Source organism: Lactivibrio alcoholicus (assembly GCF_055390895.1).
Genome location: NZ_AP042471.1, coordinates 858810 through 871256, shown reverse-complemented (window position 1 = coordinate 871256; position 12447 = coordinate 858810). Strand labels below are relative to the sequence as shown.

At 64.2% G+C, this 12447-nt stretch carries 16 protein-coding genes; 5 read left to right on the top strand and 11 right to left on the bottom strand.

Going from position 1 to position 12447, the window contains the following annotated elements; all coding sequences use genetic code 11:
- Nucleotides 1-76: 76 nt before the first annotated feature.
- The 3 genes from ACZ5IU_RS04315 to ACZ5IU_RS04305 form a co-directional block, all read right to left on the bottom strand.
- Nucleotides 77-619, bottom strand: coding sequence for a hypothetical protein (locus ACZ5IU_RS04315; protein ID WP_464420873.1), 543 nt, complete (start codon nt 617-619; stop codon nt 77-79).
- 141 nt (nt 620-760) lie between these two features.
- On the bottom strand, nt 761-1102 hold the full coding sequence (locus ACZ5IU_RS04310; protein ID WP_464420871.1) for a hypothetical protein: 342 nt from the start codon (nt 1100-1102) through the stop codon (nt 761-763).
- Complete coding sequence (locus ACZ5IU_RS04305; RefSeq protein WP_464420869.1) at nt 1069-1521, bottom strand: rhodanese-like domain-containing protein; 453 nt, start codon at nt 1519-1521, stop codon at nt 1069-1071. Before ACZ5IU_RS04305 ends, ACZ5IU_RS04310 begins: the two co-directional genes overlap by 34 nt.
- A 210-nt stretch (nt 1522-1731) precedes the next feature.
- Between ACZ5IU_RS04305 and ACZ5IU_RS04300 the strand changes: the two genes are divergently transcribed.
- The 4 genes from ACZ5IU_RS04300 (at nt 1732) to ACZ5IU_RS04285 (ending at nt 6229) form a co-directional block, all read left to right on the top strand.
- Entirely contained in the window at nt 1732-2988 is a 1257-nt protein-coding gene (locus ACZ5IU_RS04300; RefSeq protein ID WP_464420867.1) for a DUF1576 domain-containing protein, read from the top strand.
- Nucleotides 2985-3332, top strand: a complete 348-nt coding sequence (locus ACZ5IU_RS04295) for a hypothetical protein (RefSeq protein WP_464420865.1) — start codon at nt 2985-2987, stop codon at nt 3330-3332. Before ACZ5IU_RS04300 ends, ACZ5IU_RS04295 begins: the two co-directional genes overlap by 4 nt.
- Before the next feature lie 99 nt (nt 3333-3431).
- The gene (locus ACZ5IU_RS04290) at nt 3432-4568 is read left to right on the top strand and encodes a threonine synthase (protein ID WP_464420863.1); all 1137 of its coding nucleotides are present in this window, start codon (nt 3432-3434) and stop codon (nt 4566-4568) included.
- Between the two features lie 44 nt (nt 4569-4612).
- Complete coding sequence (locus ACZ5IU_RS04285; RefSeq protein ID WP_464420861.1) at nt 4613-6229, top strand: amidohydrolase; 1617 nt, start codon at nt 4613-4615, stop codon at nt 6227-6229.
- On the opposite strand, the gene ACZ5IU_RS04280 is transcribed toward ACZ5IU_RS04285, so the two are convergent.
- From ACZ5IU_RS04280 to ACZ5IU_RS04245, 8 genes are all read right to left on the bottom strand, one after another.
- On the bottom strand, nt 6226-6714 hold the full coding sequence (locus tag ACZ5IU_RS04280; protein WP_464420859.1) for a chemotaxis protein CheD: 489 nt from the start codon (nt 6712-6714) through the stop codon (nt 6226-6228). The two genes, ACZ5IU_RS04285 and ACZ5IU_RS04280, sit on opposite strands and share 4 nt — an antisense overlap.
- On the bottom strand, nt 6707-7336 hold the full coding sequence (locus ACZ5IU_RS04275; protein ID WP_464420857.1) for a chemotaxis protein CheC: 630 nt from the start codon (nt 7334-7336) through the stop codon (nt 6707-6709). The genes ACZ5IU_RS04280 and ACZ5IU_RS04275 overlap by 8 nt, the downstream gene beginning before the upstream one ends.
- Nucleotides 7333-7794: a bacteriohemerythrin gene (locus tag ACZ5IU_RS04270; RefSeq protein ID WP_464420855.1), complete on the bottom strand. Its 462-nt coding sequence runs from the start codon at nt 7792-7794 to the stop codon at nt 7333-7335. The genes ACZ5IU_RS04275 and ACZ5IU_RS04270 overlap by 4 nt, the downstream gene beginning before the upstream one ends.
- Nucleotides 7795-7832: 38 nt before the next feature.
- The gene (locus ACZ5IU_RS04265) at nt 7833-8753 is read right to left on the bottom strand and encodes a CsgG/HfaB family protein (RefSeq protein ID WP_464420853.1); all 921 of its coding nucleotides are present in this window, start codon (nt 8751-8753) and stop codon (nt 7833-7835) included.
- On the bottom strand, nt 8750-9571 hold the full coding sequence (locus tag ACZ5IU_RS04260; RefSeq protein WP_464420851.1) for a hypothetical protein: 822 nt from the start codon (nt 9569-9571) through the stop codon (nt 8750-8752). The genes ACZ5IU_RS04265 and ACZ5IU_RS04260 overlap by 4 nt, the downstream gene beginning before the upstream one ends.
- Nucleotides 9572-9583: 12 nt before the next feature.
- Nucleotides 9584-10765 (bottom strand): M48 family metalloprotease, encoded by a 1182-nt coding sequence (locus tag ACZ5IU_RS04255; protein WP_464420849.1) that lies wholly within the window; start codon nt 10763-10765, stop codon nt 9584-9586.
- 118 nt (nt 10766-10883) lie between these two features.
- Complete coding sequence (locus tag ACZ5IU_RS04250) at nt 10884-11270, bottom strand: cupin domain-containing protein (RefSeq protein ID WP_464420847.1); 387 nt, start codon at nt 11268-11270, stop codon at nt 10884-10886.
- Nucleotides 11267-11560, bottom strand: coding sequence for a YkvA family protein (locus ACZ5IU_RS04245; protein ID WP_464420845.1), 294 nt, complete (start codon nt 11558-11560; stop codon nt 11267-11269). The genes ACZ5IU_RS04250 and ACZ5IU_RS04245 overlap by 4 nt, the downstream gene beginning before the upstream one ends.
- Nucleotides 11561-11711: 151 nt before the next feature.
- Between ACZ5IU_RS04245 and ACZ5IU_RS04240 the strand changes: the two genes are divergently transcribed.
- The gene (locus tag ACZ5IU_RS04240; protein ID WP_464420843.1) at nt 11712-12305 is read left to right on the top strand and encodes a class I SAM-dependent methyltransferase; all 594 of its coding nucleotides are present in this window, start codon (nt 11712-11714) and stop codon (nt 12303-12305) included.
- Nucleotides 12306-12447: the final 142 nt, after the last annotated feature.

Sequence of the window (12447 nt, the reverse complement as noted above, 5' to 3'; positions counted from 1 at the left end):
AAGACGCGAAGGACGAGCCCGTCGGGGCTCGTCCTTTTTTCTTTTTTTTGCGCGCGTTTCCTCCGCCGGAGAGAGGTCAGGCGGTCTTCTTCCGGAGGGTGCGCCCGAGAAGGAAGACGACGCATCCGGAGATCGCGAGCGAAAAGACCGTTACGAGAAGCATCGGGGAGAGAATCATCCCGGGAATTCCCCATGTGATCTTCACGTCGGACCCGCTGTCGAAGTGAACGGTCACTCCGGCCCAGAGTCCCGAAAGGTTCTTCAGGTTCAGGATCGCCATCGCGCCGGGCCCGATGACGTTTCCGTCCTGCACGAGAAGCTGCGGGCTCGCCGGATTCCCGGCGAGGGGACGGATCTGGTCGGATCCTCCGCGAAGACGCACGGTTTCCGTCCCGACGTTGGCGATCGCGATCATGAAGTCTTGCTCCCGCGGGGCCGGATTGAAGATCGGGAGCGTGAGCCGCGCCGAAGTCGAGCGCGTCTCACCGAGAATTTTCGATGCGGGCAGACCTCCCGCAGGGTCGTAGACGGCGAAGAGCAACCTGACTCCGGGATCAAGCCGGACGATGTCGATCGGAAATTCCGACTTTTCGTCGTGACCATGCTTATTCGCGATCATCGTCCCGGAGATGATCCGATCGTTTTCCCCCGCTCCGGAAAAGTCCCAGCGTATCGTATATGAGGCGTGTTCCTTGTCGCCCTTGACGAAATCGACGTCGAGCCCCGTAAAACTTACGGAGGCGAAATCCTTCGAACCGCCTCACCCTCCGCATCCGAGCGAAAAGTCGGCCGCGACGGAGCCGCTCCTGACAGGGGTCCGGATCATGATGCGTTCGGCGTACCCGTGGTCGTTGAACGTCACGTCGGGAAATCCCCGCAGGGACGCGCGGACGATATCCGCCGACGCAGTGATCCGGAGATTTTTGCCGTACGTCTTGAATGCGAGGACATCCGCTCTCCCGGACTGAATCGGATCGAAATCAGGGAGCTTCCGCGCCGCTTCCGCCGGAAGGAATGCCGCGCCGGCCAGGGGAATCGCGAGGACGAGCGCGCGAAGCGCCGTCCGGATCACTTTTCCACGGGATATTCGAGATCCTGCCACTCGATAATCCCCCCTTCGAGGTTATATACATGCCGGAATCCGAGTTCCAGCATGATCTTTCCGAACTTGCCGCTGCGGTCGCCGTCGATGCAATAGAGGAGATAGACGCCTTCGCGGTCGTATTCCGCGAGCGCCTCACCGATCATGTCGGGCCCCATGAGGAGATCGATGTTGACAGCGCCCGCGATGCGCGACTCCTCGAACTCCTTCGGCTTCCGGGTGTCGATGACGATCGGCTTCGGGGCGCCGCTCCTTATCATGTCGCTGAATGTCTTCGCGTCGACGCACCGGACGGTCTCGCAGCCCGCGTCCTTTGAGACCGGTCCGTTCGTCGCATGCACTGCCGCTGTCGTGAGCGACAGCAGAAAAAAAGCGGGGAGCAGGATTCGTCCAAGGACGGTCAAAAGTCTGTATGCCACCGTGTTCACGCTCCTGTCGTCGATTTCCGGAACGTACGTGAGTATACCACTCGGATATCTGAGGGGCCTATCGGTAGATTCAAGGGTCTTGGGGAAAAATCGCGCTTTCGCGGATTCCGTCGTTTCCCATTGCCCGATTCGCCTCGCTGCCGTATGCTTTTATCCCTCAGGGCATCGCTGCATCGCATCGTCCGGAGGGAAGGTGTTGTGATGAAACGTCTCGCGGAAGAGAACACTGGGAACCGGATCATCTTTCTGACGGTCGTGTCCGTCATGTTTCTGTGCTTCGGACTGCTTCTCGACCGCCCCTCCGGGATCGTCTCCGGACTCTGGAACATAGTCAGGGAGCCCGACTACCTCATCTCGGACTACTTCGTGATCGGCGGACCCGGCGCGGCCTTCGTGAACAGCGGGCTGCTGATGCTGGCCTTCACGGTGCTTCTCGGCACGATCCGGACCGAAATACGGGGGCTCTCTCTCGCGGCCGTCTTCACGATCGCCGGCTTCTCCTTCTTCGGCAAGAACATCGCCAACGTCTGGTTCGTCGTCGCGGGAGTCTGGCTCTACGCTCAGGTTCAGCGCCGGCCCTTCGTCCGCTTCCTCTACGTGGCCCTTTTCGGAACGGCTCTTTCCCCGATGGTGTCGCAGATCATGTTCGGACTCGAGGGGCCGCTCGTCTGCCGGGTCATCGCCGGAGGGGCCGTCGGCGTCGCGATGGGATTCCTGCTTCCGCCGCTCTCGACGGCGATGCTCTCGTTCCACAAGGGATTCAACCTGTACAATATCGGATTCACGGCCGGTCTCGTCGGAACGGTTGCGATCTCGATCTACCGGTCCTTCGGGTTCATTCCCCAGAGCCGGGTGATCTGGCACCGCGGCATCGATCCGCTGATCCTCGCTTTCCTTGGCGCGCTCTTCGCGGGAATCCTCCTCGCCGGGTACGTGGCAGGCGGAAAATCGTTCAGGGGGATCCGGGAGATCTGGGGATACCCCGGGAGACTGCTGACGGATTTTCCTGACCTTTCGGGTTATGCCCCGACGCTGATGAACATGGGGCTCAACGGCCTGGTATTTCTTTCGTATCTCGTCGCGATAGGAGGCGATCTCAACGGCCCGACGATCGGAGGGCTGCTTACGGTCGTCGGCTTCAGCGCGCTCGGCAAGACGACGCGCAACACGCTTCCGGTCCTCTTCGGGGTCGTCCTCGGCGGGCTCACGAAATCGTGGAGCCTTCAGGATCCGCCCGTGCAACTCGCCGCGCTCTTCTGCACGACGCTCGCTCCGGTGGCCGGAAGCTTCGGTCCCCTCGCGGGAGTGGCTGCGGGGTATCTCCATTCGTCGGTCGTTCTTCACGTCGGGATCCTGCATGCGGGGTTCAATCTCTACAACAACGGATTCGCCGGCGGGCTCGTCGCGGCGTTTCTCGTGCCGCTGATCGAAGCGTTCTCGGGGAGGAAAGACGCGTGAGACATCACAGCCTCCTCCTTTCGCGCCTGTCGGGGGAACTCGTCGCGTGGTGCCTCTCGGCGGGGGCGACTCAGGTCGACACCGCTCTCCGGCGCCTGCCGAAGGCGTGGGAGATCGCCGTCGCGGCGGTTTTCCCGCCCGGAACGCATCCGGAGACGGAGCAGCTCTCGCGCCGGCTCGCGTGTCCCCGAAGCGTCGAGACGGACGAATATTACTGGAATCTGTTCGGAAGCGACGACGCGGTCTTCCAGCTCGGCCTTGTCGGCGCGATGACCGACGAGACCGACGTCCGGTTCGACGAAGACGAACGCCGGCTGACGATCAGACTCATCAGGCTCGACTGAAGGAGGATCGTCCCGACGGGCGCTGTCCGTCAGAGCCGGGCGGCGGGTACAAGCGGGTACGATCTGAAGACCTGAACGTTTCGGGAGGGGGATGGGGACATGCTTCGATGTTCGGTGTGCGGCGAGACCCGCAGGGAGTCCTCGCTGCTCTGGCGATGCCCCTGCGGCGCGCCGCTCGATTGGGTGAACGACAGGGGCGGGGCGCCAGGAGATCTTTCCGGGCGCGCGATGTCGGTCTGGCGGTATCGCGAGGCGCTCCCGTGCGGGACGCAGACGCCCGTGACGCTTGGGGAGGGAGGAACGCCGCTCGTTCCCGTAGACTGGGACGGGGCGGAGATTCTCTGGAAACTCGACTTTCTCTGCCCGACCGGCTCGTACAAGGACCGAGGCGCGGCGGTTCTCGTGAACCGTCTCCGCGAACTCGGAGTCCGGGAGATCATCGAAGATTCGTCGGGCAACGCCGGGGCCGCGATGGCGGCCTACAGCGCCAGGGCGGGAATCGGATGCCGGATCTTCGTGCCGGACTATACGTCGGCGGGGAAATGCGTCCAGATAGCGTCGTACGGGGCGGAACTCGTCCGCGTTCCCGGCAGCCGCGAGGCGACGACCCGCGCCGCCGAAGAAACCGCGCTGGCGGAGAATATGTACTACGCCAGCCACAACTGGAGCCCGTACTTCGCCCACGGCGTGAAGACGCTCGGCTACGAACTCTGGGAGGCGCTCGGAAGGCGCGCTCCGGACGCCGTCATCGTTCCGGCGGGGCAGGGCAGCCTCGTCCTCGGGTGCGATCTCGCGTTTTCGGAGCTTCTGGCCATGGGAGCCGCGGCGAAGCTCCCGAGAATCTACGCGGTCCAGGCCGCGAACTGCGCGCCCTTGTTCCGCGCGTTCGAAACGGGATCGGAGACTCCCGCGGCGATCGAAAAGCGCGAAACGATCGCCGAAGGTATCAGTTCCGCGCTTCCGGTCCGCGGCCGGCAGGTGCTTTCGGCGGTCCGGCGGAGCGGCGGGGCGTTTCTGACGGTCGCGGAGGACGATGTCGCGTCCAATTGCTTCCGCCTCGCGCGGGCGGGATTCTACGTCGAACCGACGAGCGCCGTCGCGGGCGCGGCCGTAACGGCGCTGCTCAGGACGGGTGCGCTCCGGTGCGGCGAGTGTATCGTCGCCGTGCTCACGGGGACGGGACTCAAGGCGACGGACAAGATTCTCCACCTCGCGGAGGCGGCAACGTCCCGGTAACGGGCACGGGCATCGCGAACCACGAAGAGACGGAGGGGAAACGCATGCAACGAGCCGACTGCATCATCAGAGGAGGAACATTCCCGACGGGCGAGGGAATCGAAGCCGTCGCGATCGCGGGGACGAAAATCCTCGCCGCGGGCCGAGCGTCCGACATCGGGGGGCTTGCGGATGCCGCTACGCGGTACGTCGACGCCGCGGGGTGCACGGTCGTTCCGGGGCTTACCGACAGCCACATGCATCTTCTGTGCCTCGGGACGGCGCTCGAGGAGGCCGACCTCCGGGGCGTCGGCTCGATCCGGGAGATGACGGATCGCCTGAGGGACTTCGTCGCGTCGAAGCGCGTTCCGGAAGGAACCTGGGTCGTCGGGCGCGGATGGGACCAGAACCGGATGGCGGATCGACGCCTGCCGGACAGGGAGGATCTCGACGCCGCCTTCCCGGGATATCCGCTCCTTCTCGTCCGCCTCTGCGCCCACGTCGCCGTGCTGAATACGAAGGGGCTCGAATCGCTGCCGCTCGACGAGCTGGACCCCGGAAGCGAGACGAATTTCCGGCGCCGCTCCGACGGAAGCCTGTCCGGGATGGTCGTCGAATCGGGGCTGATGTGGGTGTGGCGACATCTGCCCGATCCGTCCGACGACGTCCTGAAGCGCCGGTTTCTCGCGGGAGCGAGGGAAGCGTCGCGGGCGGGACTGACGGAAGTCCACTCCGACGACGTCGGAAGCGGGGAACAGCTCCGTCGCGCCGTCTCGGCGCTCGAATCGCTCGCCTCTTCCGGCGAGTTCCCGCTGCGGATCCGCGTGAAACTTCACGCGCGCTGCGCGAAGGATGTCGAAGAGATGCTCCGCGGGGCCGACGCCCTCCAGTGGAGATCACCGCTCGTCCGCCGGGGACCGGTGAAGATCCTTCTCGACGGATCGCTCGGAGCCCGGACCGCCGCGCTCGAGGCGCCGTACGAAGACGCCCCGGGGGAACGGGGCATCCTGAGCATCCCGGAGGAAGAACTCCGCGAAATGGTCGCGCGGGCGCACGACGCCGGGAGTCAGGTCGCGATCCACGTCATCGGCGACCGCTCGGCCCGCGTCGCGATCGACTGCATCGAAGCCGCGATGCGCCGAACCCCGCGCCCCGATCCGCGTCATCGCCTCATCCACTGCCAGATCATGAAGAGCGCGATGTGGGAGCGGATGGCCGCGCTCGGGATCGTTGCGGACATCCAGCCGCGGTTCGTGGCGTCCGACTGGCCCATGGTGACTCCGCGGATCGGGGAGGCGCGGGCGGCGGACAGCTATGCGTGGAAGAGGATGGCGGCATGCGGCGTACGGCTCGCGGGAGGGTCCGACTGCCCCATCGAATCCGTGTCTCCGCTGCTCGGAATGCGGTGCGCGATGACGAGAACGGACGAGAACGATGTCCCGCGGGGCGGCTGGCACCCGGAAGAACGGTTGTCCTCCCGGGAAGCGCTCGCGCTCTACACGACCGGCGGCGCATGGGCCGGCCGTTCCGAGCGCGAACAGGGAACGCTCGCGGCCGGAATGACCGCGGACATTACCGTCTTCGGGGGGAACTACGACACACACCCGTCGGACGCGTGTCTGGCGAACGACGTCCGGTTCGTCGTGAGCGCCGGGTGCGTCGTCGTCGACAGGCTCGGCTAGATCCGCTTCTTCTCCTTGCCGATCGCGCGGATCTCGTATTCGCCCGAGTCGGTGAACAGTTCCACGGTCCGGCCGTGGTTGCCGCCGGTCTCTTCGGCGACGAGGGGGATCCCCAGTTTCCTGAGCGCGGCCCTGCACGCCTCTGCGTTCTGGGGACCGATGCGGAGGATCGAATCTCCGCTGCTCCCGATCGAGAACATCTGGGCGCCGCCGGCGATCTTGGCCACGATGCGGCTCTTGCCCGCACCGGCCTTCAGCATCATGTCGAACAGCAGCGGCACTCCGGTGTCGGCGAATTTCGCCGCGTTGAAGTCCTTCGTCTTCGAGAGCTTCGAGTCCGGCAGCATGACGTGGACGAGCCCACCGATCCTGAGCGAGCTGTCGAACATCGCGACGCCGATGCACGATCCCAGCCCGAGCGTCGTGACGGAATCCGGGTTCCTCACGACGGCGGCTTCCGCGATTCCGATCCGTGTGTTAGCCATCGATCCGCACTCCCAATGCCGCGAACATCCGGCCGAAGGATTCGGGATCGGGGAGGAGGAAGAGCCGTCCGGAACCGCCGGAGAGGCTCGATCCCTCGGGGGTGATCCCCGCGTCGATCATGATCGCCTCGTCGGCGCTCCGCCCGATCTCGGAGAGGCTGAAGCTCAGGATCGCCCCCGCCATGTCCACCGCAAGCGTCGGGACGGACGGAAGCAGTTCGAATCCGAGGAAGTCGGACATCGCGGTCAGGCACGAACCGATGACGATATTTCCAGTCTCCTGGAGCACGGAAAAACCCATGTCGGAAAGTCCGTCGTTCTCGACGGCTCCGGTTACGTGGCGGATCAGGGCAATGGCCTGATCGATCCCGATCACGAAGAGGACGTTGCCGGCGATGCTCCCCTCGAAGCGGGCGTAGACGGTCGCGACGGGCGTTTCGGCGCCTCCCGCGAAATCGACGATTTCGTTGAACGGCATCGTCAGAACGCGCGTCACTTTCATATCGACTTTCGTTGCGAGAAGACCCGAAAGCGCGCTCGCCGCATTTCCCGCGCCGATGTTCCCGATTTCGCGGAGAACGTCGAGGTGCATGGAGTCCAGTGGGGGCATTCCGCCGCTCATGCGAGTGCCCCTTTCGTCGTCTCGCTGATACCGTGGTCCGTCACTCTGATGTGATGCGTCACCCATCGGACAAGCGTGTCTCTGAGCGCGACGGCCTCTTCCTTCGTCATCGGGCGTTCCCCGAGGAGCGAAAACACATCGAAGACCTGCTTCACGAACGACGAATGCTCGTCGCGATGTTCCTTGAAACGGGGGTACCGGTTTCGGATCATGATGAGCTCCTCCGCCCCGAAGTGCTGGATGACGTATCCGGTCAGGTAATTGATCGTGTTTTCGATCTCCCTCGAATCCATGCTCTCCGTCGCATCGGCGAACGCGTTGACGCGTTCGATGAGTTTCCGGTGCTGATCGTCGATGATCCCGATGCCGACGGAGAGGCTTTCGTCCCATTCCACTCCCATGCCGCTCACTCCCAGAAAACGCCTGAATGTGAAGAATCGCTGGAACCATAATTCCATATTGTACCATTCTCCGCGTGGCGACGTTCGGGGGGAAATCATCTCTTTCCGGCGGGGGCGGACGACTCTCCGGTCGCGAAGATGACGGTGTCTCCGGGGCGTATATCCTCCCGCCGCCCCTCGAGAATGGCGCACTTCGACGATCTCGGCAGGAGGACGACGACTTCGAGGAGGGCGACGCGTTGCGTGCTGATTCCGATGATATCGTTTTTGTCGTTTCGGATCGGTTCGCCTTCCCTGCAGACGACGAGTCTGTCTCCGCGCCGGATGGTTCCGGAGGTGCTCCCGGCGTCGACGACGACGAAATCCCTGTCGCCGGAAGGAGAAAAAGAGAGGACGCTCAGGGGTTTCACGAGCGTCGGATGCGTTCCGATCCGGATCGCGGCTTCCCTGGCCGCCAGAAATGCCGCCGCCGCGAGAATGAGGTCGTTTTCGCCCTGGCGTTGCGTCGCCTTCCGGAAAAGATTGTTCGCGGAAAGGGTGTCGGCCGTCCCGCCGGCCGCGACCCGGAAGAGCTCCCGCCCAGTCTGCGCGTCGGCGACGCGGACGTCGAGCGCGACTTGCCCGACCGCCCTGTCGTTGCCCATTCCCGGGGTCCGGACGACGCTCCATCCCGTGACGACGCCGGTGACGAGCGCCCGGGCCTCGAGTTCCTGTCCGATGTCCGCGGCCTGCGACTGTGGCAGGAATCCCTGGAGAATCAGGCTCTTCCGTCGCGCGATCTCGTCGATACGCTCCCGTTCGACGATTTCGAAACACCGGGTTTTGTACAGTTCTTCGACGAGCGTCGCCGTGAGCGCGCGCAGCGCGGCGGCGTTGAGTCCGCTTCCCGACGCATCCCGGAAGTCGATGACGCCGATGCGCATCGCCGCCTGAGCGGGGAGCGCGACGAGGAGAACGCACCACAAGCAGACGATCGGAAAGGATGACTTCATCCGAGCCGTCCATGCGGCCGTCATTGGCGGACGGCCTCCAGCGTCGTTCCGGAGACGGGAGCGAACGACAGCGGAAGCCCCCTGTCGAGAAGCGCCTGGCGGAGGCGGGCGGCGTCGCCGACGAAATCGACCTCGATCGTCACGGCCCCCTCGCCGTACCCCTTCATCGCCGCGCTCATCGTTCCCTGCGCGGTCCTGCACGTTTCCAGAATCACGTTCGCCTGTTGAAAGGAAGGGATATTGCGGACGACGAGCCGGAGCCTGGACCGCTCGAATGAGGGCGTCGGGGAGGGACGGACTTCTCCCGCGAGGCGGGCTTCCATGGTTTTCGCCGCCTGCGCGAGCGCCCTGTGCCGCGCGTCCTGAGGCGTGTAGCCCATGTCGCGGCCTTCGATCGTCTCGGAAAAGACGAAGGCCGCCGAGCTCGCGACCGCCCTGACCGAAATCACTGCGGTCGCGGTGTAGAGGTTCGCGTCGTTCTTCCGGGACGCGTGAACGGAGACGTTTCCCCTGACGAAGGTGTTCACGCCGTATCGAGCGCCGAGCCTCAGGATGCCCTCCGCGTTCCCCTCGAGCGCGAGCAACGCCGCCCGGTCCCTCCGGATGCGTTCGAGCTTCCGCTCGTCAACGACCGTATAGCCCGCTGCGATCAACCCCCTGCGGATCATGTCCTCCGTCTCGATGATCGACGCGGCAGGCATGTCCGCCGGATCCGCCGCCTGAAGGACGAGCGCGACGCGTCCCGTCTTCGGAAGCGGGGAGGCCCCCGACGCTTCCGGGACGAAAGCGGCAAAGACGATGGTCGCGAATACCACCGGCGCGAAAGAAAAATGCGGGCGCACGGACATCCCTCCCTAGTCCAGAGCGAAGGAGGACGTGTGGAAGCCCTCCTTCTTCCAGGAGCGGGTCAGTTCGATCGTCACGTAGGAAAACCGCGGGTACGTCGGGAGATACGCGCCTCGGAGCGCCTCCGCGAGTTTCGTCCGGGAATCCTCCGATCCGAATTCGGACATGAGATCCTCGATCCGGACGTACAGACCCCGGTAGGGAAGCTTCTCCCCGAGACACTCGAAGACGCGCAGGCGGACATCGTTTCTTCCGAGCGCCTGCAGCGCCCGGCTCCTGAGCGATTCCGCATCGAGCGTGTACTCCGGCGAGAGGGTGACCTTTCCCATCGGGATCTCTCCCTTGTGGCGGAGATCGGGAAGCAGTTTCGCGAGAGCGTTGACCTTCGCCGTCATATTCTGGTGGCGGCTCAGGAAGGTGCGGTGCGCTCCGGCGCGTCCGAGCCGGTCCATCGCGGAGAGATACGCCTCGGGGGGAAACCCGGCCTGGCTCATGTAGACCATGGCGAGCGCATCCGCCCGCGCCTCGGTATCCGCGTCGTATCCTTTCGCGGCGACCGAAAGCGTCGCCTCGAGGACGTGTTTCAGCTCCCGCGCCGTGAACGCGTGATCCATCGCGACGGCGACGAAAAGATCCATCCCCTTGATCTCGCCGATCGCGCGGAGGAGATCCTCCCGGTCGAAGTGCGCGAGTTCGTGCGCAATGAGCGCCGCGAGTTCGTCGTCGGTCGCGCACGCCTCGACGAGATCGCCGGTGAGTACGAGCCCTCCTCCGAGCACTGTGAAGGAAAGCATCCCTTTCCCCGCGGTAACGTACGCCTTGAGCGGGACGTAATTCCGGGTCACGACCGGAAGGATGCGGTCGGCGACGGCGTGAACGCGTTTCGTAAGCGCATGGTTCCGGGGGTACAGGGTCAGGGTGTCCCGAAGGAACTGATCCCAGTAGGCGGAGAGCTGGACCTCCATGCGATGTTCATCTTCGAGGAAACTCCGGGGGCTCTTCCGGTAGCCCTGACGGAATGCGGTCTGCTCATCCGGCAGGACTTCCTGGAATTCCGCAAGGGGGAGAAACGCGCAATCGGGTTTGTAATAGAGGCTTGTTCTCATGTCGCAGATGACTTCGGCCAGAACCTCGCCTCCCGCGAGAATCGCGCAGAGCAGAGAGAGAATCGCAGGCAGTATCCGTCGCACAGGGAGTCCTCCTCAATTTTGTATTCAATATGAAATAGTGCCGTGATCTTCCGAAACCATGATATCACAGTCTTCGAAGGTACGGCATGTCAGGCCGTGCGATGCGTCGGCGGAGGCGTCAGGGGATCGCGGCGGTTCTCCTGCGGTCGTCCCCTGCCTTCCACGGAGGCGTGACGACGCAGAGAAAGACGAGGTCTTCTCTCCCCGCGGTCTCGATCCACTGGACCGAGCCCGGAGGGATGAGCACCGCGTCGCCGGGCTCGACTGGGGACGTTTCGGCGTCGATGTGCATTTGTCCGCGTCCGGACAGGATCCAGTACACTTCCGTCGACGTCGCGAGGGAATGAGGGGCCGTCGCGCTCCCGGCGGCGACGCGAGCGTGGGCGATACTGCAGGCCATCCCGTCCGGCAGGTTTTCCCGGTCGGGATGGAAGACCTCGACGACTTCCGAGTCGTCGCTTGTCACGAACCTCCGCGCCTCATCGGGACGACGTATTTTCATCATTCGTGCAGCTCCTTTCCGTGCGCTTTCGGATATGCCGCCCGGGCGTCAGCGATGACGCCCGGCGGAACGAGTCTCCGGACGAGCCATAGCCCTCCGGCGAGAATCAGAAGGTCGTCGAGGAAGCCGAGTCCGGGAATGAAGTCCGGGATGAAATCGACGGGGCTCGCGAGATAGGCGAAGAGTCCGGCCAGAATCCAGCGCGCGGCACGAGGCGTCCGGTCGTCCCGGAGGACATCGCGCCAGACGGTCAGCTCGCGTTTCGCGACGGCGGCCGTTTCTCTCAGAGACATGTCGTCATCCCTTTCATATGATATGCGAATATCTCTCCGCCAGGTCCGCTTGACAACGATCTGTCACTGCTGTTAATGTCCGGTGCATTCACAAAGTCCCGCCCGGTTTCGCGGGAGGAATCCGCACCTTTGATTCGGAGGATAGTGTTCGATGTTGAAAGAATACACGGAAAAGCTCCTGTTTCTCAAGCGGTTTATCGGTGCTCCGAGACGGGTCGGCAGCATCACGCCGAGTTCCCGCTTCCTTGCGCGCGCAATGCTTTCTCCGGTGGACTGGGAAGGCTCCCGCGCGATCGCGGAACTCGGCGCGGGGACGGGCGTCTTCACGCGCCGGATCTGCCGGAGAGTCGTACCGGGTTGCCGGCTGTTCGTCTTCGAAATCGACCCCGTCATGCGCTCGAAGCTCGAGGCCGAATATCCCGGTCCCGAGTACTATCCGGACGCGGCGCTTCTCGACGACGTGGCGCGTTCGCGCGGCGCCGGTGGTTTCGACTACATTCTGTCGAGCCTCCCGTTCGCGGTCTTCCCGGCCGATCTCAGGCGGCGGATCCTCGACGCTGTCCGGTCGGCCCTGGCTCCGTCCGGGATGTTCATCGCGTTCCAGTACTCCCAGCAGATGCGGCGGGAACTCGAGGCACGCTTCGAGGACGTCCGGATCTCCTTCGTCCTCAGGAACATCCCTCCGGCGTTCGTCTATCGCTGCACGAAGCCGCGCAGGCGCCTCACAGTCGCCGGAAATTTCTGACGTCGGCCGCACCGGGCGCGGACGGGCATTCCGGAGAGATACCGGCGGCCCGTTTTTTCGTATGCGTTCGTCCGGATCTTCCGTTTTCCCGCGCGAGCGGGTATAGTGACGTAAAACCGCACCAGCGAAAAGGAGGGGCATA

Bases quoted from the DNA above. Each gene is read 5' to 3' on its own strand.
- ACZ5IU_RS04265 (WP_464420853.1), bottom strand. From the start codon at position 8,753: ATGACGGCCGCATGGACGGCTCGGATGAAGTCATCCTTTCCGATCGTC.
- ACZ5IU_RS04245 (WP_464420845.1), bottom strand. From the start codon at position 11,560: ATGTCTCTGAGAGAAACGGCCGCCGTCGCGAAACGCGAGCTGACCGTC.
- ACZ5IU_RS04290 (WP_464420863.1), top strand. From the start codon at position 3,432: ATGCTTCGATGTTCGGTGTGCGGCGAGACCCGCAGGGAGTCCTCGCTG.
- ACZ5IU_RS04270 (WP_464420855.1), bottom strand. From the start codon at position 7,794: ATGGAATTATGGTTCCAGCGATTCTTCACATTCAGGCGTTTTCTGGGA.
- ACZ5IU_RS04240 (WP_464420843.1), top strand. From the start codon at position 11,712: ATGTTGAAAGAATACACGGAAAAGCTCCTGTTTCTCAAGCGGTTTATC.
- ACZ5IU_RS04250 (WP_464420847.1), bottom strand. From the start codon at position 11,270: ATGATGAAAATACGTCGTCCCGATGAGGCGCGGAGGTTCGTGACAAGC.
- ACZ5IU_RS04300 (WP_464420867.1), top strand. From the start codon at position 1,732: ATGAAACGTCTCGCGGAAGAGAACACTGGGAACCGGATCATCTTTCTG.
- ACZ5IU_RS04275 (WP_464420857.1), bottom strand. From the start codon at position 7,336: ATGAGCGGCGGAATGCCCCCACTGGACTCCATGCACCTCGACGTTCTC.
- ACZ5IU_RS04315 (WP_464420873.1), bottom strand. From the start codon at position 619: ATGATCGCGAATAAGCATGGTCACGACGAAAAGTCGGAATTTCCGATC.
- ACZ5IU_RS04280 (WP_464420859.1), bottom strand. From the start codon at position 6,714: ATGGCTAACACACGGATCGGAATCGCGGAAGCCGCCGTCGTGAGGAAC.
- ACZ5IU_RS04285 (WP_464420861.1), top strand. From the start codon at position 4,613: ATGCAACGAGCCGACTGCATCATCAGAGGAGGAACATTCCCGACGGGC.